At 72.4% G+C, this 19,072-nt stretch carries 21 protein-coding genes; 4 read left to right on the top strand and 17 right to left on the bottom strand.

Annotation, left to right across the window (positions count from 1 at the left end):
- The first annotated feature begins 22 nt into the window (after positions 1–22).
- Positions 23–280, top strand: coding sequence for a DUF1918 domain-containing protein (locus I2501_RS12345; protein ID WP_328806329.1), 258 nt, complete (start codon positions 23–25; stop codon positions 278–280).
- 16 nt (positions 281–296) lie between these two features.
- Here the strand turns inward: I2501_RS12345 and I2501_RS12340 are convergent, their stop codons facing one another.
- Positions 297–782, bottom strand: a complete 486-nt coding sequence (locus tag I2501_RS12340) for an Hsp20/alpha crystallin family protein (protein ID WP_196193958.1) — start codon at positions 780–782, stop codon at positions 297–299.
- Between the two features lie 264 nt (positions 783–1,046).
- Between I2501_RS12340 and I2501_RS12335 the strand changes: the two genes are divergently transcribed.
- Positions 1,047–1,967, top strand: coding sequence for an NADP-dependent oxidoreductase (locus I2501_RS12335; protein ID WP_196193957.1), 921 nt, complete (start codon positions 1,047–1,049; stop codon positions 1,965–1,967).
- A gap of 50 nt (positions 1,968–2,017) precedes the next feature.
- Here I2501_RS12335 and I2501_RS12330 read toward each other — a convergent pair whose 3' ends face one another.
- The 3 genes from I2501_RS12330 to I2501_RS12320 all read right to left on the bottom strand — a co-directional run bounded on the left by I2501_RS12330 (position 2,018) and on the right by I2501_RS12320 (position 4,171).
- Positions 2,018–2,182, bottom strand: coding sequence for a hypothetical protein (locus I2501_RS12330; protein WP_196193956.1), 165 nt, complete (start codon positions 2,180–2,182; stop codon positions 2,018–2,020).
- A gap of 45 nt (positions 2,183–2,227) precedes the next feature.
- Positions 2,228–3,733: a glucose-6-phosphate dehydrogenase gene (locus I2501_RS12325; RefSeq protein WP_196193955.1), complete on the bottom strand. Its 1,506-nt coding sequence runs from the start codon at positions 3,731–3,733 to the stop codon at positions 2,228–2,230.
- A 234-nt stretch (positions 3,734–3,967) separates the two neighbouring features.
- Positions 3,968–4,171: a DUF1918 domain-containing protein gene (locus I2501_RS12320; RefSeq protein ID WP_196193954.1), complete on the bottom strand. Its 204-nt coding sequence runs from the start codon at positions 4,169–4,171 to the stop codon at positions 3,968–3,970.
- Between the two features lie 245 nt (positions 4,172–4,416).
- On the opposite strand from I2501_RS12320, the gene I2501_RS12315 reads away from it, so the two are divergent.
- Both I2501_RS12315 and I2501_RS12310 read left to right on the top strand, forming a co-directional pair.
- Entirely contained in the window at positions 4,417–5,442 is a 1,026-nt protein-coding gene (locus I2501_RS12315; RefSeq protein WP_196193953.1) for a hypothetical protein, read from the top strand.
- Between the two features lie 144 nt (positions 5,443–5,586).
- Positions 5,587–6,648, top strand: a complete 1,062-nt coding sequence (locus I2501_RS12310; RefSeq protein ID WP_196193952.1) for a hypothetical protein — start codon at positions 5,587–5,589, stop codon at positions 6,646–6,648.
- A 25-nt stretch (positions 6,649–6,673) separates the two neighbouring features.
- Here the strand turns inward: I2501_RS12310 and hypE are convergent, their stop codons facing one another.
- The 13 genes from hypE to I2501_RS12250 all read right to left on the bottom strand — a co-directional run bounded on the left by hypE (position 6,674) and on the right by I2501_RS12250 (position 19,039).
- Entirely contained in the window at positions 6,674–7,663 is a 990-nt protein-coding gene (gene hypE, locus I2501_RS12305) for a hydrogenase expression/formation protein HypE (RefSeq protein WP_196194148.1), read from the bottom strand.
- A gap of 121 nt (positions 7,664–7,784) precedes the next feature.
- A complete protein-coding gene (gene hypD, locus I2501_RS12300) occupies positions 7,785–8,930 on the bottom strand; it encodes a hydrogenase formation protein HypD (RefSeq protein ID WP_196193951.1) in 1,146 nt (381 codons plus the stop codon).
- Complete coding sequence (locus tag I2501_RS12295; RefSeq protein WP_196193950.1) at positions 8,927–9,268, bottom strand: HypC/HybG/HupF family hydrogenase formation chaperone; 342 nt, start codon at positions 9,266–9,268, stop codon at positions 8,927–8,929. The genes hypD and I2501_RS12295 overlap by 4 nt, the downstream gene beginning before the upstream one ends.
- 16 nt (positions 9,269–9,284) lie before the next feature.
- The gene (gene hypF, locus I2501_RS12290) at positions 9,285–11,720 is read right to left on the bottom strand and encodes a carbamoyltransferase HypF (protein ID WP_196193949.1); all 2,436 of its coding nucleotides are present in this window, start codon (positions 11,718–11,720) and stop codon (positions 9,285–9,287) included.
- 12 nt (positions 11,721–11,732) lie between these two features.
- Positions 11,733–12,539, bottom strand: a complete 807-nt coding sequence (hypB, locus tag I2501_RS12285) for a hydrogenase nickel incorporation protein HypB (protein ID WP_196193948.1) — start codon at positions 12,537–12,539, stop codon at positions 11,733–11,735.
- A 5-nt stretch (positions 12,540–12,544) separates the two neighbouring features.
- Positions 12,545–12,976 carry a hydrogenase maturation nickel metallochaperone HypA/HybF gene (locus I2501_RS12280; protein WP_196193947.1) on the bottom strand — a complete coding sequence of 144 codons (432 nt, stop codon included), beginning with the start codon at positions 12,974–12,976 and terminating at the stop codon, positions 12,545–12,547.
- A 122-nt stretch (positions 12,977–13,098) separates the two neighbouring features.
- Complete coding sequence (locus I2501_RS40920; RefSeq protein WP_408022725.1) at positions 13,099–13,200, bottom strand: DUF6893 family small protein; 102 nt, start codon at positions 13,198–13,200, stop codon at positions 13,099–13,101.
- Positions 13,201–13,260: 60 nt separating this feature from the next.
- Complete coding sequence (locus I2501_RS12275) at positions 13,261–13,803, bottom strand: hydrogenase maturation protease (RefSeq protein WP_196193946.1); 543 nt, start codon at positions 13,801–13,803, stop codon at positions 13,261–13,263.
- Entirely contained in the window at positions 13,800–15,275 is a 1,476-nt protein-coding gene (locus tag I2501_RS12270) for a hypothetical protein (protein ID WP_196193945.1), read from the bottom strand. Before I2501_RS12270 ends, I2501_RS12275 begins: the two co-directional genes overlap by 4 nt.
- A complete protein-coding gene (locus I2501_RS12265) occupies positions 15,272–16,018 on the bottom strand; it encodes a DUF6084 family protein (protein WP_236046156.1) in 747 nt (248 codons plus the stop codon). The genes I2501_RS12270 and I2501_RS12265 overlap by 4 nt, the downstream gene beginning before the upstream one ends.
- A complete protein-coding gene (locus I2501_RS12260) occupies positions 16,015–16,704 on the bottom strand; it encodes a DUF5947 family protein (protein WP_196193944.1) in 690 nt (229 codons plus the stop codon). The genes I2501_RS12265 and I2501_RS12260 overlap by 4 nt, the downstream gene beginning before the upstream one ends.
- Positions 16,701–17,306, bottom strand: coding sequence for a hypothetical protein (locus I2501_RS12255; protein ID WP_236046154.1), 606 nt, complete (start codon positions 17,304–17,306; stop codon positions 16,701–16,703). Before I2501_RS12255 ends, I2501_RS12260 begins: the two co-directional genes overlap by 4 nt.
- Positions 17,303–19,039 carry a nickel-dependent hydrogenase large subunit gene (locus I2501_RS12250; RefSeq protein ID WP_408022724.1) on the bottom strand — a complete coding sequence of 579 codons (1,737 nt, stop codon included), beginning with the start codon at positions 19,037–19,039 and terminating at the stop codon, positions 17,303–17,305. The genes I2501_RS12255 and I2501_RS12250 overlap by 4 nt, the downstream gene beginning before the upstream one ends.
- Between the last annotated feature and the right edge of the window lie 33 nt (positions 19,040–19,072).

Here is a 19,072-nt window from a genome sequence, read left to right as displayed (position 1 = left end):
TAGACTGGTGGGGATTTCTCACGTGTCCGCCGTCCGCGCCACCTGGGAGGCGATCCCGATGCAGGCTGCCAAAGGGGACTGGCTGCTGATGCACGGCCCGGCCGGATCCAACGACCGGATCGCCAAGGTCAAGGAGGTCCTCAGCGGCGGCGCCGCCCCGCTCTACCGGGTCGAGTACGAGGACGGGCACGAGGCCGTCGTCGTCGCCAGCCCGGCCACGTACATCCGGGTCAGGAAGCCGCGCGTGGTGACGGTGTCGCCCAAGTCCTGTTATCTGTGAGCGGCTGAGCGGCTGACTACTCCGCGACGGCGATGTCGATGCTGCGGCGGGCCGGTTGGCCGGACTTGGGCAGAGTGACCGTCAGCACCCCGTCGGTGAGCCGGGCTTGGATGCCCGCGCTGTCGACGTCGCCGGGCACGCGGATGCCGTAGGCGAAGGAGCCGGTCCGGCGGCGGAGGGCGCTGCCCCCGGAGGTCTCGTCCACGGTGCCGGAGATGTGCAGCTCCTTGCCGTCCAGCTCCACGCTGACCCGCTCGCGCGGCACGCCGGGGAGTTCGGCGCGGACCACGTACGCATCGCCGGTGTCCTCCTCCTCGGCCACCGGCATCCAGTGGCGGGGCGCCTCCGAGGTGTCCTGCGCGGCGCGTTCGAACAGGCGGCTCACCTCGCCCCAGAGGTGCTGGAGTTCGAGGGCCGGGTCGTGCGCCGCCCACCACGCCTGGCGCGCGGGGACGGATGCGGGGACGGAACTGCCGGTGCGGCGGGTGGGGTCGCTCGCCATGGGGTGGCTCCTCTGCCTGTACTGCCGAACTGCTGCTTCTCGTACTGCTGCTTCTGCTGCGGCGTCAGGGGCGAACCCGCCGGGATGCCCAGCGACACGCGGCGGTCGAACCGGACCGTGGGGGCACGCCTCCGATGCTGGCACGCACGGCAGCCCCCGGCGCGGTCCGCTGCTGCAACCGGGTCACCGGGATTTCCCTGGGTCCGGGCACCGGCGAGCGGGCTGCGGCCGACGAGCAGAGGATGGCTGTGAGGAGGTCTGCTCATGCGCGCAGTGACATACGAAGCCTTTGCCGTGGACAACTCCCGGCTCCGGTACGGCGAGGTGCCCGATCCCAAGCTCGGGCCCGGCCAGGTGCTGATCAAGGTCCGGGCCGCCGGGGTGAATCCCGTGGACTGGAAGGTCATGGCCGGCGGCCTGGAGCCGATGATGGACACCGTCTTCCCGGTGATCCCGGGCTGGGACGTGGCCGGAACGGTCGTCGCCGTCGGCCCGGACACGCCCGAGTTCGCACCGGGCGACCCGGTCATGTCCTACGCCCGCAAGGACGACATCCACGCGGGCACCTTCGCCGAGCTGGTCACGGTCTCCGCCCAGCACGTCGCCCGCAAGCCGGCCTCGCTGGACTGGGCCCAGGCGGGCGGCCTGCCGCTGGCGGGCCTGACCGCGCTGCGCACCCTGGATCGGATGGGCGTCGGCCCGGACGACGTGCTGCTGGTGTACGGCGCGGCGGGCGGCGTGGGCAGCATGGCCGTGCAGCTGGGCGTCGACCGCGGGGCCAAGGTGATCGGCACGGCGTCGGAGCGGAACCACGGTTACGTGCGCAAGCTGGGAGCCGAGCCGGTGGCCTACGGCGACGGCGTGGCCGAGCGGGTCCGCGCCCTGGCTCCGGACGGCGTCACCGCCGTCGCGGACTTCGTCGGCGGACAGCTGGAGGTCACCCTGGCCGTGCTCGCGCCGGGCGGGCGGAACGCGTCCGTCGCCGACCCGACCGTCGAGCAGCACGGCGGCATGTGGATCTGGGTCCGCCCGGACGGCGTGAAGCTGGCCGAACTGGCCACCGTGATCGACCGGGGCGCGCTGACCGTGGAGGTCGCGCAGACCTTCCCGCTCGACCGGGTCGCCGCCGCCTTCGACGCCAGCCGGACCGGTCACACCCGGGGCAAGCTGGTGATCGTGCCCTGATCTCTCCGGACGGATCCCTGGACGGGATCTCCCGGCGGCCCTGCTGAGGGCTACTCCTCGCGGTCGAAGTCGGCCTCCGCCTGCTCCTTGTCCAGCTCACGCTGGGCCGCGTAGAACAGGTCCCGCACGAAGAGGCGCGCCCGCTCGGGCGAGAGGCCGGGAGCCTGCATCCGCAGGCGTTCCGTCCAGGCGGTGATGATGTCGTCGTCGCTCATACCTCAAGCGCACGCCCATCCCGCACAACCCGCCACTTAACCCGCTCACGTGCCCGGCAGCGCCCAGAGCGGCTGGTGCCAGCCCTCGCCCGGCACGAGCCGCCGAGCGGCATCCGGCCCCCAACTGCCCTGCTCGTACGGGATCGGGCGGCTGCCGGTGTCGATCACGTCCGCCACGATCCGCCAGGCCTCCTCGATGCAGGGGAACGTGGCGAAGGGGATCGGGTCGCCGACGATCGCCGCGTTCATCACGGTCTCGTAGGGCAGCGGCTCACGGCCGAGCACCGTCTCGAAGTCGACGCCGGCCGCGCCGGTCACCCGCTCGTGCGGCGGTTCCGGGCGCTCCAGGGTGACGGCGAACGTCAGGCCGGGGTTCGGCTTGACCCGGAACCGGATCAGGTCGGGCGGCGTGCCGTGGCTGCCGCCGCCTCCCCGCTGGGTACCGGCGATCAACGACGGTGCGCGCAGTTGGACGACCACTTCGGTGGCCGTGGCGGCAAGGCACTTTCCGCTGCGGATGTAGAAGGGCACCCCGGACCAGCGCTCGTTGTCGATGGAGAGGCGCAGCGCCGCGTAGGTCTCGGTGGTCGAGTCGGGTCGGACCCCGGTCACCTGCTGATATCCCTGGTACTGGCCGAGGACGGCGTCCTCGGGCCGGATCGTGCGTACCGCCTGGAGCAGACGCAGGGCCTCGGCCGCGCGGGCCTTTGCCTTGGCCTGGGCGTCGGGCTGTCCCTTGGTCCGCAGCGCCTCGGTGCCGATCGGTTCCATGGCCAGGTAGGCGAGGAGTTGCAGCAGGTGGTTCTGGATCACGTCGCGGATGCAGCCGACCGCGTCGTAGAAGGAGCCGCGGTCCTCGACGCCGAAGTCCTCGGCCAGGGTGATCTGCACGTTGTCGATCCAGTCGCGGCTCCAGACCGGGGTCAGCAGCGTGTTGGCGGTGCGCAGGCCCGGCAGGCCGCGCACGGCCTCCTCCCCGAGGAAGTGGTCGACGTGCAGCAGGTGGTCGTCGTCGAAGTACCGCTCCAGATCGGTCTGCAGCTCGCGGCAGGAGGCGAGGTCGTGACCGAACGGCTTCTCCACGACCAGCCGCGCACTGCGGTTGAGCCCGGCCTCGGCCAGTGCCTTGGCCAAGGGAAGGAAGAGCGACGGCGGGACGGCCAGGTAGACGGCGGCGAATCCGTGGATCGCCTCGGCGAGGGGCTTCATCGTGTTCGGGTCGGCGTGGACCCCGGCGACGACGGACAGCTGCGCGGCGAAGCGCTGGAACACGGCTTCGTCGAAGTCGGTGACCGCCTCTGTCACCGCGTCCCGGGCGTGCGCGCGCAGCATGCCGTCGTCCCAGGCGCGGGTGGTGACACCCACGACGGGCACAGTCAGCAGGCCGCTCTCGCAGAGGCGGTAGAGGGCGGGCAGGATCATCTTCCTGGCCAGGTCGCCGGTGATGCCGAAGAGCACCAGCACGTCGGCGCCCTCCAGCGCGGCGGCGGTGTCGGACGCAGCCGAGGCGGCCGAAGCGGGGACCTGGGACGGAGCTGCTGCTGCACACATGGGCGCAGCCGTACCCGTCCGCTGCCCCAGACGTGCCGCGCGGCCGGAATTCCATTGCTTCCGGCGACGCAGTTGGGCCGTTCGGAGGTCGGGTGCGCGCGCCCGAGGCGCGGCCCCGGTCCGGTCTCCCCAGAGATCTCGGCGATCCGGCAGCCCCGAACCGGCGTTCACTCGAATGGCGTAGCCCCGCGCGGCTGCGCGGGGCTACGGCTCGTCTTCTCGGCTCTCTGCGGTCTACGCGGCGCTGTGATGGGCACCCGCGTGTTCGAGTTCGCAGTCGGTCCCGGGGAAGACCTCGGCCCGGTGCCCGTCGTCGAACTCGACCAGGTACGGCGGATCGCCTTCCTTGCCCATCACCTCGACCACCCGACCGAAGTGGTCGGGCGCGCCCACCTGGTGTCCCAGGAAGCGCAACCGGTCACCTACTTTCGCCTTCATCCCGTCGTCACCCGCTTCCCCACGCTGCTCTGCCGGTTCTGGGCTCCCCTCAAGCTCACCACCGCACCGGACCACCGGCAACCGGCGTAGAGGTGGGCCTAACCGGGACCGAAAGTGTCCGACTGGGGTACCCGAGGGCCGATTCGGGCGGATACTCCTCCTGTCGGGCGCACACGGGGGATCGGGGGAGCGCCGTGGACGTGATGCAACGGGCTGTCATATCCCGTTTTCAGTACCGGGTCACAGTGTTCTGGAGGCGACTCGGCAGGAACCTGCTGACCGCCGGGCCGGCGCTGGCCGCAGCGGTCTGCGTCGCCGTCGGAGCCGACCATCACGCCGCCGCCGTCCGGGACCTGTGGCTGGCCACCGCCCTGCCGTTGCTGGTCACGGCCGTGGGGTGGCGGGCCTGGACGGCACCGGAGGAGGGTCAGGCGGACGCGCTCCGCCTGCGGCGGCTGAGCCGGAGGATCGCCCTGCGGGTGACCACAGTTCTGGCGACGGCAGCGTCGGTCGGCCTGCCGCTCTGGCTCGCGACTCGGGGCGTGCTCGCGCACGACGTCGGCGTCGCGGCAGTGTGGTCGGCACTGCTGGCACCGGTTCCGGTGCTGGTGGAAACGGTGCTGTGGCTGTTCGCGCCGTCCGGGCTGCGGTGGGCAGTGCGCAGCGGTCGCCTGCTGGAGGAGACCCAGGCGCTGGCCGCCAGGGTGCATCAGGTCAGGCCGCTGGTCTTCGATCCGGCCCGCGGGAGGTACGGCCGACCGGTACCTCGCCGCTTCACTCCGGCGCGCGGCGAGTTCGGCGAGCCCTGCACCGCCCGACCCAACCGGGGCCGGATCCGTCTGGTGCGCGGCCGTCACGACCTCGGCTGGGTGGACGAACAGTGGATCGGCAGCGCCGCGGTCAGCTGGACCGGGACGGCCCTGGCCCTCTCGTACGCACCCGGCCGCACCCTGGAGCTCCCCCTGGGCCCGGACGCGCCGCCGCCCACGCCCAGCGCGCCCTTGCCCGCGGTACCGGTCGAGCTGATCTGGCTGCGCGAACACCGGGACCAACGAACGGAGGTCAGGATCCTGCTCCTCGACGCGGTCGGCCGACGCCTGCTGACCATGTCGGCACTCGGCATGCGCGACACCGAGGTCGCCCGGGTCGCCCAGGCCGCCGGTCTCTCCTACAGCTGTTACGAGCTGCGACTGCCTGCGGACGAGCCGGCGTGGCGGAGTCTTCCCGCCCGGCTCTTCCCCCGGCGGTTCCGCCACGTGCAGCTGCCCTAGACCGACTCCCGCCGCAAGGCGCACACGGGGAAGTGGGGACGCGTCGTGGACATGGTCAAGCGGAATGTCACATCCCTTCTGCGGTACCGCTGCAGAGCGTTCTGGATGCGCCGCCGCAGGTATGTGCGGACTGCCGCTCCGGCCGTGGCCGGAGCTGTGTGTCTCGCCGTCGGCTTTCTGCAGGGCACCGGTTCCGGACGGGAGGTGTGGTGGGCCGCAGGCCTGCCGTGCCTGCTCACCGCGGTCGGGTGGCGGGTCTGGACCGCCCCCGAGGAGGGTCTCGCGGACGCGCTGCGGCTGCGACGTCTGAGCCGCCGTATCGCGCTGCGGCTCGGCACCGTGCCGGCACTGGTCGCGGCCGTGGCCCTGCCACTCGGGTCGGGCGCCTGGGCCGTGTGGGCCGCACTGCTGACACCGGTCCCGCTGCTGGTGGAGACGGCGCTCTGGCAGTTCGCCCCGGCCGCCCTGCGGCGGAACGTGCGCGCCGGGCGGGTGCTGGAGGAGGCGCAGGTCCTGGCCGCGCGGGCGGGGCAGGACCAGCCGCAGGAGTTCGATCCGACCGGCGGACGGTCCGGCCGCCTGGTTCCCGACCGGTTCCTGCCCGCACCCGGCGGCTTCAGGGCCGCGTGCAGCGCCCGTCCCTCTCGGCGCCGGATCCAGGAGACGCAAGGCGTGAAGGAACTCATTCCCGAGGACGAGCTGTGGCTCCGCAGCGCCTACGTCCAGTGGAGCTCCAGCCGCCGGGTCCTGGTGCTCTGCTGCGGCCCCGCCGGGACCGTCAGGGTTCCGCTCGATCCGGCCACGTCGCCGTCGCTCCTCGGCGGGCCGCTGGCCGACGTGCCCGTGGAACTGGTCTGGCTGAAGGAGCGCTACCGGTACGCCGAAGAGGTGCGGATCCTGCTGCTGAACGCCAGGAGCCAGCGGCTGCTCACCATGCCGGGGCTCGGGATGCGTCAGACCGAGGTCGCCCGGGTCGCCCAGGCGGCCGGACTCGCCTACAGCGCATACGAGTTGCGCCAGCCCGACGTGCTGCCCGCCGTCGAACTGCCCTGGCACAACCTTCCCAATCTGATGTTCCCTCGCCATCGGCGACATGTGCAGCCGAAGCTGACTCGCCATCAGCTCAAGCTGCTGGACACGGCGGTGGAAATGAAGCTGCCGCCCGCTCGGTGGCCGGCGATGGTCGGGCAGGCCGGACGCTCCTGAGCCCGCCCGTCCCATCGGATGCCGATCAGCAGATGCGCGGCAACTGCTCGCCGAGCGGCGTGTCGACGACGCGGGTGCCGCCGAGGCCGGTGCGGGCGACGACCATGCCCGGGTGGTCGTCCGTGCACTCGCCGACGATCGCCGCCTGCGCGCCCAGCGGGTGGGCGTGCATCGCCGCGAGGACGGCGTCCGCGTCGGCGCGCGGGACGAAGGCGACGAGCTTGCCCTCGTTGGCCACGTACCAGGGGTCGAGGCCGAGGATCGCGCAGGCGTTGGCGACCTCGGGCGGGACCGGGACCGCGCGCTCCTGGACGACCACGCCGACCGACGAGGCCTGCGCGATCTCGTTGAGCGCCGCGGCGAGGCCGCCGCGGGTGGGGTCGCGGAGCACGTGCAGGTCCTGGCACGCGCCGAGCATGGACTGCACCAGGCCGCCGAGGGAGGCGCAGTCGCTCTGGATCTCGACGCCGAACTCCAGACCCTCGCGGACGCTCATGATGGCCACGCCGTGCACGCCGACCGGCCCGCTGACGATGACCACGTCCCCCGGCACCGCACGCTGCGGCCGGATGTCGACGCCGGTCGGGACCACACCGATGCCCGCCGTGTTGATGTAGAGGCCGTCGCCGTGGCCGGCCTCGACCACCTTGGTGTCGCCGGTGACCACCTCGACGCCCGCGCTGCGGGCCGCCGCGCCGAGGGCCTGGGCGACGCGGGCGACGGTGGCCGTCTCGACGCCCTCCTCCAGGATGAACCCGCAGGAGAGGTAGAGCGGTCGGGCGCCGCTCATGGCCAGGTCGTTGACGGTGCCGTTGACCGCCAGGTCACCGATGCTGCCGCCGGGGAAGAAGAGCGGCCGGACCACGAACGAGTCGGTGGAGAAGGCGAGGCGGGCGCCGCCGATGTCGAGCAGCGCGGAGTCGCCGAGCGCCGCAAGGTGCTCCCCGCCGAACGCCGGGGCGAAGACGTGCTGGACCAGCTCGCCGGAGAGCGTTCCTCCGCCGCCGTGGCCCATCACGATGCGCGGCAGGTCGCGCAGCGGAGCGGGACAGGTCCAGCCGGAGAAGTCCGGCGCGGGAGTCGCGGACGGTGCGGACGTTGCGGACGGTGCGGACGGTGCCGCGACGTCGAGGGTGTCAGCCAACGGAGGTCCCCTCCAGGGTCTGCTGGTTCTGCTCGGGCCTGGTGGGCGTGCCGCCCAGACGCCGGTAGAGGTAGTACGCGGCGCAGGCCCCCTCGCTGGAGACCATGGTCGCGCCGAGCGGTGTGCGCGGGGTGCAGGCGGTGCCGAAGGCCTCGCACTCGTGCGGCTTGATCAGCCCCTGGAGCACCTCGCCGGCGCGGCAGGCGGCCGGCTCCTGGGTGGCGATCTCGCCGACCTGGAACCGGTGTTCGGCGTCGAACTCGCGGTACTTCTCGGCAAGTCGCCAGCCGCTGTGCGGGATCATCCCGATGCCGCGCCAGGCGCGGTCGGTGACCTCGAACAGGTCGGCGAGCATCGCCTTGGCCGCCAGGTTGCCCTCGGGCCGGACGGCGCGCTCGTAGGCGTTGTCCACCGTGTGCTCGCCGCGCTCCAGTTGGCGCACCGCGCGGCGGACGCCCTCCAGGATGTCGAGCGGCTCGAACCCGGTGACCACGATCGGCACCCGGAACCGCTCGGCCAGCTCGGGGTACTCCTCGATCCCCATCACGCTGCAGACGTGCCCGGCGGCCAGGAACGCCTGGACCCGGCAGTCGGCCGAGCTCATGATCGCCTCGATCGCGGGCGGCACCCGGACGTGCGAGACCAGCAGGCTGAAGTTGCGGATGCCGAGCTTGCGCGCCTGATGCACCGTCATCGCGTTGGGCGGGGCCGTGGTCTCGAAGCCGATGCCGAAGAAGACGACCTGCTTGTCGGGGTTCTGCTGCGCGATCCGCAGTGCGTCCAGCGGCGAGTAGACCACGCGTACGTCGCCGCCCTCGCTGCGCACCTGGAACAGGTCGCGGCCGGTGCCGGGGACGCGCAGCATGTCGCCGAAGGAGCAGAAGATCACGTCCGGACGGGAGGCGATCTCCAGTGCCTTGTCGATCACGTCGAGCGGGGTCACGCACACCGGGCAACCGGGCCCGTGGATCAACTCGATCTGCTCGGGCAGCAGTTGGTCGATCCCGTGGCGGATGATGGAGTGGGTCTGTCCGCCGCAGACCTCCATCAGCGCCCACGGGCGGGTCACCGTGGCGTGGATCTCGTCGAGCAACCGCCGGGCGAGGTCGGGGTTCTGGAACTCCTCGAGGTACTTCACCGCTGCGCCTCCCGCTGCGCGTCGACGTCGCCGGCTCCGTCGGCTCCGTCGGTGCCGTCGGACCCGGCGGCGGCGCGGGCGGCGATCTCCCACTGGTCGCCGAACTCCTCCTCCATCAGCCCGAGTCCCTCGAAGAGCGCGAGGGTGCGCCGTGCCGACTCCTCGTCGAGTCGCTGCAGGGCGAAGCCGACGTGGACGATGGTGTACTCGCCGACCTGGAGGTCGGGCAGGTACTCCAGACACACGTCCTTGATCACACCGCCGAAGTCGACGGTGGCCATCTTGGTTCCGTCCCGTTCCTCGATCTCGAGGACTCTGCCGGGTACCGCAAGGCACATGGGCGCTCTCTCCTTGTCAGTCGTGTCGTTCCACGTGGGCGGCGACGGCGAGTTGGCCCAGCGCCAGGCCGCCGTCGTTGGGCGGGACCAGGCGGTGGCGCAGTACGGTGAAGCCGTCGTCCCGCAGCCCGCGGGCGCATCCGGCGGCCAGCAGCGCGTTGGCGAAGACGCCGCCGCTCAGGGCGACGGTCGCGACGCCGGTGCGCTCCCGGAGGGTCGCGCAGACGTGGCGGACCGCGTCGGCCAGGCCGGTGTGGAAGCGGGCGGCGACCAGGCCGGCCGGCGCACCCGCGAGCACGTCCGCCGCGACGGCGGCCAGCACCGGCCCGGGGTCGAGCCGCAACGGTGCGTCGCCGCCCCCGCTGGGAGACACGAGCCCGAAGCGGTAGCCACGGCCGGACGCGCCGTCGTCGCGGAGCCAGGCGTAGGCCGCCGCCTCCCACTCGATGGCGGCCTGCCCCTCGTAGCGTGCCTGGTGGCAGACGCCCGCGAGGGACGAGACGGCGTCGAAGAGGCGGCCCGCGCTCGACGTCGGCACAGAGGCCAAGCCCCGCTGCAACTGCCGTTCCAGCACTGAGCGTTCGTCGTCCGGGCAGGCGGCGACGCAGGGCAGGCGATCGTCCCATGGCAGTCCGGCGGCGAAGAGGTGGGCCAGGGCCATCCGGTAGGGGCGGCGCACCGCCGCGTCGCCGCCCGGCAGCGGGACGTAGGCGAGATGGGCGAGCCGTCGGTAGCCGTCGTAGTCGGCGAGCAGGAACTCGCCGCCCCAGACCGCCGCGTCGTCGCCGTAGCCGGTCCCGTCGAAGGCGACGCCGAGCACCGGGGCGGTCCCGTCGAGGCCGTTCTCGGCCATCACCGCGGCCACGTGCGCGTGGTGGTGCTGCACCGACCGCACCGACCGCTCCCCCGCGTGGCGGCGCGCCCAGCCCGAGGCGCGGTAGCCGGGGTGAGCGTCGGCGGCGAGCAGGGTCGGGGTGACGCCGGTGATGCTCTCCAACTGCCGCTCGGCGCGCCCGAACGCGGTGAGCGTGGCGAGGTCGTCCATGTCGCCGATGTGCGCGGAGAGCCAGGCGTGCCGCTCCTGCCCGAGACAGAAGGCGTTCTTCAGGTCCCCGCCGACCGCCAGCGTGGGACGGACCGGGAACGCCAGCGTGACCGGCAACGGCGCATAGCCGCGCGAGCGCCGGACCAGCAGCTCCTCGCCGTCCACGACCCGGACGACGGAGTCGTCGCACGGCACATGGATCGGCCGGTCGTGCGTCAGCCACGCGTCGACCAGCGGCGCGAGCGTGGTCAGTACCTCCTCGTCGTCGGTGACGATCGGCTCACCGCCGAGGTTTCCGCTGGTCATCACCAGCAGCCGCGGGCCGGGCGGGTCGCCGGGAAGGCCGAGCAGCAGATGGTGCAGCGGCGTGTAGGGCAGCATCACGCCCAGATCGGGGCTGCCGGGAGCGACCTCGGCCGCGATCGATTCTGACGCTGCGTCACTGCGACGACGTAGCAGCACGATCGGACGCCGGTTGCCGGTGAGCAGTCGGCGCTCGCTGTCGTCGATGCGCACCAGCGGCTCGACGTCGGCGAGTTGGGCCGCCATCAGCGCAAAGGGCTTGTCGCCACGGTTCTTTCGGCGGCGCAGCAGGGCGACGCTCGCCGCGTTGCGAGCGTCGCACGCGAGGTGGTAGCCACCGAGGCCCTTGACCGCCAGGATCCGGCCTTCGGCCAACAGGCGTCGGGCGGCGGCGACCGGGTCGCGGTCGGGGGCCACGACCGGTCTGCCGTCCTCGGCGGCGAGTAGCAGTCGCAGCGTCGGGCCGCAGTCGTGGCAGGCCACCGGCTGGGCGTGGAAGCGCCGGTCGGCCGGGTCGGTGTACTCGCGCTCGCAGCGTGCGCACATCGGGAACCGGGCCATGGTGGTGTTGGCACGGTCGTAGGGCAGGCCGGCGACGATGGTGAAGCGCGGGCCGCAGTGTGTGCAGGTGATGAACGGGTGCCGGTGGCGGCGGTCGCCCGGGTCGGTCATCTCGGCCAGGCAGGAGGCGCAGGTGGCCGTGTCCGGCGAGACCAGCGTGCGTCGCGGGCCCTGTGACCGGGAGGCCTCGATCCGGAAGCCCGTCTCACCGGCGGCGGCGACGCTCTCGTGGCTGACGGACTCGACGACGGCCAACGGGGGCGCGTCGGCGGCGATCCGGACGCAGAACGCGGCCACGGCCTCGCGAGCGCCCTCCACTTCGGTGACCACGCCCTCACCGGTGTTGGTGACGTACCCGGCCAGCCGGAGCTCGTTGGCCAGGCCGAAGACGAACGGCCGGAAGCCGACGCCCTGGACCACGCCACGGACCGTCACACGGCGGCGTTCCCCAGCGACGACGCCACTCCCGGCGTCCACACCGTCGACGCCGTCCCCACTGCCCTCGCGGCCGGGGCGCTCGGGACTGGTCGTCGGCGCGGTCATCGGTCGCGGCCCTCAGTGCGCGTGCGCGTCGTGGTGGGGATGCGTGTGCTCGGGCCCGTTCCCGTGGCTGTGAGCGTGACCGTGCGTGTGGCCGTGCGTGTGCCCGTGCGCATGGCCGTCCGCGCCTGCTTCGGCGGCCATCAGCGGGCGGTGGACCGGGGCTCCGTCCGCGACCGCGAGCGCCCGGTCGAGCAGCAGGCCGACGCCCTCGCCGCCGCGCCGCGTCGAGGTGAAGACCACCTCGACGCCCGGGTTCACCCGCTGGATGTTGGCCAGCAGCGTCTCGCGGTCGAACTCGACGGCCTCCGCCAGGTCGTTCTTGGTCACCACGACGAGCTGGGCCAGGCCGAACGCGGTCGGGTACTTGAGCGGCTTGTCCTCACCCTCGGTGACCGAGGCCAGCACCACGCGGAGTGACTCGCCGAGGTCGTAGGAGGCGGGGCAGACCAGGTTGCCGACGTTCTCGACGAAGAGAAGCCGGGTCGGCTCCGGCAGCCAGCCGTCCAGATGCGCGTCGAGCATCTCGGACTCCAGGTGGCACAGCCCGTCGGTCAGCACCTGCTTCACCGGCACGCCCGAACGGGCCAGCCGGGTGGCGTCGTTCTCGGTGGCCAGGTCAGCGGTGAGCGCCGCGACCGGGACACCGCGCTGCCGTGCCAGGGTCAACTCCGCCTCCAGCAGCGCGGTCTTGCCGCTGCCCGGGCTGGAGAGCAGATTGACCAGGCCGGTGCCGCGAGCGGCAAGCGCCGCGCGGAGGCCGTCGGCATGGTGGTCGTTCTTGGCGAGGATCGCCTGTTGCAGCTGGGTCACCCGGCACACGGTCCTCAGGCCTCCTCGACGACGAAGATGTCCGCAGGCTTGCACGTCTCGCCGCGATCGCCCGGCTCGGTCCAGTGGACCTCGGCGATCTCCAGTTCGCGTCCCGCCAGCAGGCCGCTCGCGCCGGAGCCGCAGCGCGGGCAGCAGAGGTCCGGCGGCATTCCGGTGGGCCAGCGGACGTCGCACGGGGTGCAGTGGGCGCGGCCCTCGACGCTCTCCGTGAGCAGCCGGGCGCCCTCCAGCAGCGTGCCCTCGCAGGCGAGTTGGAAGCAGAAGTGGAGCGCGTCGGGCACCACGCCCGCCAACTCGCCGATCCGCAGCGTGACCTGGTCGGGAACCATGCCTTCCAGGCCCTGCCGAGCGCCGCCTTGCCGGTCCGCGCGTGCGGCGTCCTGCACCTGGTCGACGACGGCCAGCGCGATGGACATCTCGTGCATACGGACTCCCTGGGCCTCGGGCTCGGTGCGCCCCGACGGCCGCTCCATTACACGGCTGCCGCACATGCCGACGGACGCGCCACGCCGACGCGTCCGTCCCGGCTCCACCGTTCGGTCGCAGCTCACATGTTGCGGATCTGCAGATAGCGCTTGATGTCGGGCAGGTTGACGACGACCGCACCGGCCGCGGCGACCAGCACCGCCCCGAAGAGAAGCTTGAACATGGGCGAACCTCCTCCCTACCTCTGAGACCTCTGAGACCTCTGAGCGAATATGACTGTCTGTCAGTCTGTTTCGGGCAGTTGGACAGTGGCGATCGGAAGCTGGTCGAGCACCACGGCCACGGCCCGCTCCAGGGACGCCGCGACGGCGTCGCTGAGCCCGATGCCCTCGGCGACGTTCGCCGGTTCGCAGCCGACAACCACGACCCGCTGCGGCTTGCTGCCGCCCGTCCCGACGCTCAGGTGGTCGAGCAGGGCGAGCACGGCGTCGGGCGACATCCGGTGCCCGTCCAGCACGGGCCCGTCCGCCCCGGCGTCGGCCTGGGTACCGCCGACGTCCGCGTTGTCGACCAGGTACACCGTGCCGGGGTCGCCGCCCCTGGCCATCGCGTCCAGCAGCACCACCGTGTGGTAGCCGTCCAGGAGTTGGTAGGCGAGATGGACGCCACGGACGCCGATGTCGACGGTTTCGACGCCCTCCGGCAACGGCTGCTCGGCCAGGCGGCGGACCGCCTCGACACCGAAGCCGTCGTCGCCGAGGAAGATGTTGCCGATCCCGGCGATCAGGGTGCGCGGCGGCGTCGGAGCCGCGTAGGTGTCGGTCACGACGCCTCCACCGGGGCGAGCTCGTCGGGCTGGAAGTAGCGGAAGCGGCCCTGCTCGCGCTGGATCTCCGCGCCGGGGTCGTCCTCGACGGTGACCGCGACGTGCACGCCGCCGTCCACGTCGTGCAGCACCGCCTCGACCAGGGCGGTCCGGCCGTGCAGGAAGATGTCCTGCGCGTCCGTCCGCCTGCGTCCAGGACGCAGCACCACCCGGCTGCCCGCGCGCACGGGGACGCCGTCGACGAGCACGTGGTCGCGGCCAGGATCGACGCTCGCGTCGGCCGCCGGGTCCCACCAGGGGGTGTCGGTGCGGAACGGGTCGAACTCCTGATAGACGAGGTCGGCGTCCGGCGGCGTGTCGAACGGCGCGGCGGCAGCCGTCGGGGCTGACGCGGCCGGGCCGCCGCCGACCTCGCGCAGCGAGCGGATCGCGCCGTGGAGGCGGTCGAGGATCTCCGGCGGCATGTTGTCCGCCAGATCGATCACGGCAGCGGCGCGCGCGTCCGTGCCGCGCGCCTCACGCTTCTCCTGGTCGGTCAGCGTGGCGGTGCGCAGCGCGAGGATCTCGTCGATCTCGGTGGCGTCGTACAGCGTCCCGAGGCTCTCCGGAGCGATGCGCGGATGGTCCTCCAGGATGATCGGCGAGGAGAGCAGCACGTCGGCCGCGCCGTCCACGCCCGCCAGGACCGGCCAGGTGTGCTCGTTGCGGCACTCCGCCACGGCCGGCTTGGCCCACTCGGGCGGGTCGGTCATGGAGACGAACGAACCCGCCGTCAGACCGAGCATCAGATGCGCGGAGACCAGCGCGTGCGAAAGCGCCGTGTCCCGGTCGGCCGCCTCGCCGGAGAGCGGACTCCAGTCACCGGCGTTCGCCACCTCGGCCGTCAGCCGCAACACCCGGTAGGGGCCGGGGAGTTCGGTGGCGACCAGCCGCAGCACGCCGTCCACGCGCTCGCGGCGGCGCACCAACCTGCCGATCCGCGCGCCGCCCGCCGCGTCGTAGAGCTCCTCGGTCTCCTCGGCCGCGGGCCGGGAGAACGGCAACTCCACACCACCGTCGACGAGTTCGGCGAGGTCGACGTCGAGGCGGAGCTCCTCCTCGACGCCCTCGTCCCAGGGCACCAGCACCCGGTCCGGCAGCTCCAGGGCCGCGACGGGCCGGTGGCTGCCGTCGGGCGCGACCTCGTGGACGGTACGGCGCTGGGTGCGCAGGAAGCGCAGCAGCACGTGCATCCGGCCGCCCTCGCGAGGCTCCAGCAGGCACTCGGTCCGCTGGTGCGCATGCTCGCCGCTGTCGTGACCCCAGGACGGCGGCGCGAGCACGCCGAACTGCCAGCGCATCCGGTTCTTGGCGGAGGAGGCGCGGTAGGGGTAGAGGACGTAGCCCTCGTAGAGGACGGCGTCGGCGACCTGACGGGCCGTCGCGAAGAGCGCGTCGGCGGGCGCCTCCGTCCGCGCCGGGCTCGTGGTCATCGCAGGCTCCCCTCGGCGGTTCGGACGGCGGCGGTAGCCGTGACGGTGGGCACGGTCGGGAACGCACTGACGGCACGGACTGCGGCAACGGCGACCGGATCAGGTTCGGCCTCCTCCTCCGCGTCGTGCAGCAGCCGCTCCACGGTGGCCTCCCAGGAAGGGAGGGCATGGCGGGAGCGGTAGGCCTGGAGGGCGGCCATGGTGTCGCGCGGCAGTCGGATCCAGCCGCAGCCGGGGAAGTGACCGTCGATCGCCTCGCGCCAGACGGCGACCGGCATCCGGCAGACCGCCTCCTTGTCCCACGGCACCGGCTCGACCTGGAACCCGCCTGCGCCACGGAAGGCCGTGCCGGAGAAGAGCAGCAGCAGCGGCACCTCGCCCTCGGCCAGCGCGTCGCTGTAGCGGGTCGCGGCGATGTCGAGGTCGTAGCTGACCGGGACCGGCAGCTCCACCTCGGTGCTGCCGGTGAACCCGGGCACCACCACGCCGACCTGGGCGAACTGCAGCGGATGCAGCGTGCTGCCCCAGCGCGAGCGCTCGCCGAAGAGGTCGCCGAGGCGCTGCGCCTCGGGCTCGGAGTAGTGCCGCCGGGCGGGTTCGATCCGGAACTGGCAGCGCAGCGCCAGCGCGTGGACCCGCTGCGGCTCGCCCTGCGCGGTGATCCTGACCCGGAACAGCAGTGTCGGCCCGGCCGCGTACGGCTCGGCCCGGACCTCGGTGCAGGCGAAGTCGAGCCCGGTCATGCGCGTCCCTTCGACGGCTCGTGCGCGTGGTGTGCCCGTTGCGCCCGGCGGGTGACGTGGTCGAAGAACAGCTCCAGTTCGGCGTGCGCCTCCGCGCCGCCGTCGAAGCCCTGCCAGCGGCGTCGCATCCGGCCGACCAGCTCGTAGGCGGCGTCGACCGGGACCAGGAAGCAGGCGCTGCGGTGCTGGTGGTGACGGAGCAGCAACGCCTCGACGTCCGGGGCGAGTTCGTCGGCGAGCGGGGTGGCCGCCCGGACCGCCTCCCAAGCCTGCGGCTCCAGCTCGCTCTCGGTGGCCCCGGCCGGGCTCGGGTAGAACGCCGTCACCTGGCCGCTCGCACCGTCGCGCAGGAAGAAGACCATGCCGACGGGGATCTGCAGGCCGGCCCAACTGCCGTCGTCCAACGCGGCGTCGGGGTCGGAGAGGTAGCGGTCGGGGACGGTGCGGAACCGGCCCGCGTCCGTTCCCGGCTGCGCGCCCGCTCCGCCCGGCCGGTCGAAGAGCATCGCGCACGCGGTGCAGGCGCAGGCCAGCGCCCGGCGCTCGGTGTCGACGAGGTGCCGGTGGCCTGCGCCGACCTCGGCCGCGCACAGCTCGCAGCGCTCGACGGCGGGCGGGCGCGGACCGGTGAAGCGCCGCAGGCCCGTCCGGAGACGGGCCGCAGGCGTGGACGGGAGCGCCGTCATCGTGCCTCCACCGGCGCGGCGGCACCGGGCCGCAGGCCGATCTGCAGCAACGGCGGCTCCCGGCGGGCGGGTTCGGCGGCGAGCAGGTCGACCTGCGTCACCTCGGGCGCGAACCCGGCCAGCGCCGCCCGCACCCGGACGCGCACGCCGTCCGTCGTGCTGCTCCCGCAGCCGCAGCCGCCGCCCGAGCCGCCGGAGGCACTGTCGGACGCCTTCTGACGCAGCGTCAGCGCGCCTGTCTCCGCGTCGAGGGAGTCGATCTCCCACTCCCCCGCGTCCGCCGCGCGCAGGGCGCGGCGGACGCGGGCGGGGACGTCGTCCGGGTGCAGGTCGTGCAGGACCAGCAGACCGGCGGTGACCTCGTCGTCGAGCAGCGCGTCGAGGGGGCTGCCGCTGCGTCCGGACAGCAGCTCCACGGCCCGGGCCAGGCCCGCGCCGTAGAGGTCCATCAGCGCGCGGACCAGCTGCTCGGCGGTGGCCGCCGCAGTCCGGTCGGCGCTGGACGCGAGGCGGTCCAGCAGCTCCTCGATCCGGGCCGCGGTGACGTCCGGCGTCGGCGGGGTGACCGCCTGTTCGGCTGCGCCCTTCTGATCCACCGTCATCCGGCCATTCCGCTCAGGCCGGTGGGGACGTGCATCTTCTGGACGGTCTTGCCGCCGCCGACGTACATGTGCACGCCGCAGGGCAGACAGGGGTCGAAGCTGCGGACGGCCCGCATGATGTCGATGCCCTTGAAGTTGTCCGGCGGGTTCTCCTCGAAGATCGGGGTGTTCTGCACCGCGTCCTCGTAGGGGCCGGGCGTGCCGTAGGAGTCGCGCACGCTGGCGTTCCACGGCGTCGGCGGGTAGGGGTGGTAGTTGGCAATCTTGCCGTCGCGGACCACCATGTGGTGCGAGAGCACGCCGCGCACGGCCTCGGTGAAGCCGCAGCTGATCGCCTCGTCCGGGACCTCGAACTTCTCCCACGTCTGGGTGCGTCCGGCGCGGACCTCGGCCAGCGCCATGTCGATGCTGTGCAGCGCGACACCGGCGGCGTAGGCCTGGAAGTAGGTGCGGGCGCGGTTGCGCTCCAGCGCGTTGCTCCACTGCGGGATCTTCCACTCGAAGGTGGTCTCCGGCTTGGTGAGCGACTTGGGCAGGTTGATGACCACGCTGTGGCCGGTGGCCTTGACGTAGCCGATGTCGACCAGCCCGGACAGCGCGGTGGACCACAGGCGCGCGATCGGGCCGCCGCCGGTGTCCAGGGCGAGGTAGTCCTGGCCGTCGAACCAGCGCGGCGACATGACCCAGCTGTACTTGTCGTCGAAGTCGCGCTTCTGCGGGGCCGGGATGGTGTGCTGGTTCCACGGGTGGCGGGCGTCGACCGGGTTGCCCAGCGGGTCGTGGGTGACGAACTTCTCCTGGCCCTCCCAGTCCTGGTAGTAGGAGCTGCCCAGGAGGATGCGGATGCCCAGGTTGATCCGGGTCAGGTCGTTGGTGACCAGCTTGCCGTCCACGACCACGCCCGGGGTGACGAACATCCGCCGGCCCCAGTCGGTCATGTTGCGGTAGGTGAAGTCGCAGAACTCCGGGTCGTTGAGTGCGCCCCAGCAGCCCAGCAGGACCCGGCGGCGGCCGACCTCCTCGTAGCCGGGGAGAGCCTCGTAGAAGAAGTCGAAGAGGTCGTCGTGGAGCGGCACGACCTTCTTCATGAACTCGACGTAGCGCATCAGCCGGCTGAGGTAGTCGGTGAGCAGCTGCACCGAGGCGACCGTGCCGGTGCCGCCCGGGTAGAGCGTGGAGGGGTGCACGTGGCGACCCTCCATCAGGCAGAACATCTCCCGGGTGTAGCGGCTGACCTGCAGTGCCTCCCGGTAGAACTCGCCCTCCAGCGGGTTGAGCGAGCGCATGATGTCGGCGATGGTCTTGTAGCCGTGCTCGCCGGCGTGCGGGGCCTCGGTGCGCTCGGCGAGTTCGAGCACGCCCGGGTTGGTCTCCTTGACCATCTTCTCGCAGTAGTCGACCCCGACCAGGTTCTCCTGGAAGATGTTGTGGTCGAACATGTACTCGGCGGACTCGCCGAGGTTGATCAGCCACTCGCCCAGGTGCGGCGGCTTGACGCCGTACGCCATGTTCTGCGCGTACACCGAGCACGTCGCGTGGTTGTCACCGCAGATGCCGCAGATGCGGCTGGTGATGAAGTGCGCGTCGCGCGGGTCCTTGCCGCGCATGAAGACGCTGTAGCCGCGGAAGACGGACGAGGTGCTGTAGCACTCGGCGACCCGCTTCTGCTTGAAGTCGATCTTCGTGTGGATGCCGAGGCTGCCCACGATCCGTGTGATCGGATCCCAGGACATCTCCAACAATCCGGTACCGTCTCCCGCTGCCAT

It is taken from the genome of Streptacidiphilus fuscans (assembly GCF_015690355.1).
GTDB lineage: Bacteria > Actinomycetota > Actinomycetes > Streptomycetales > Streptomycetaceae > Streptacidiphilus > Streptacidiphilus fuscans.
This window is presented reverse-complemented; position numbering and strand designations above follow the sequence as displayed.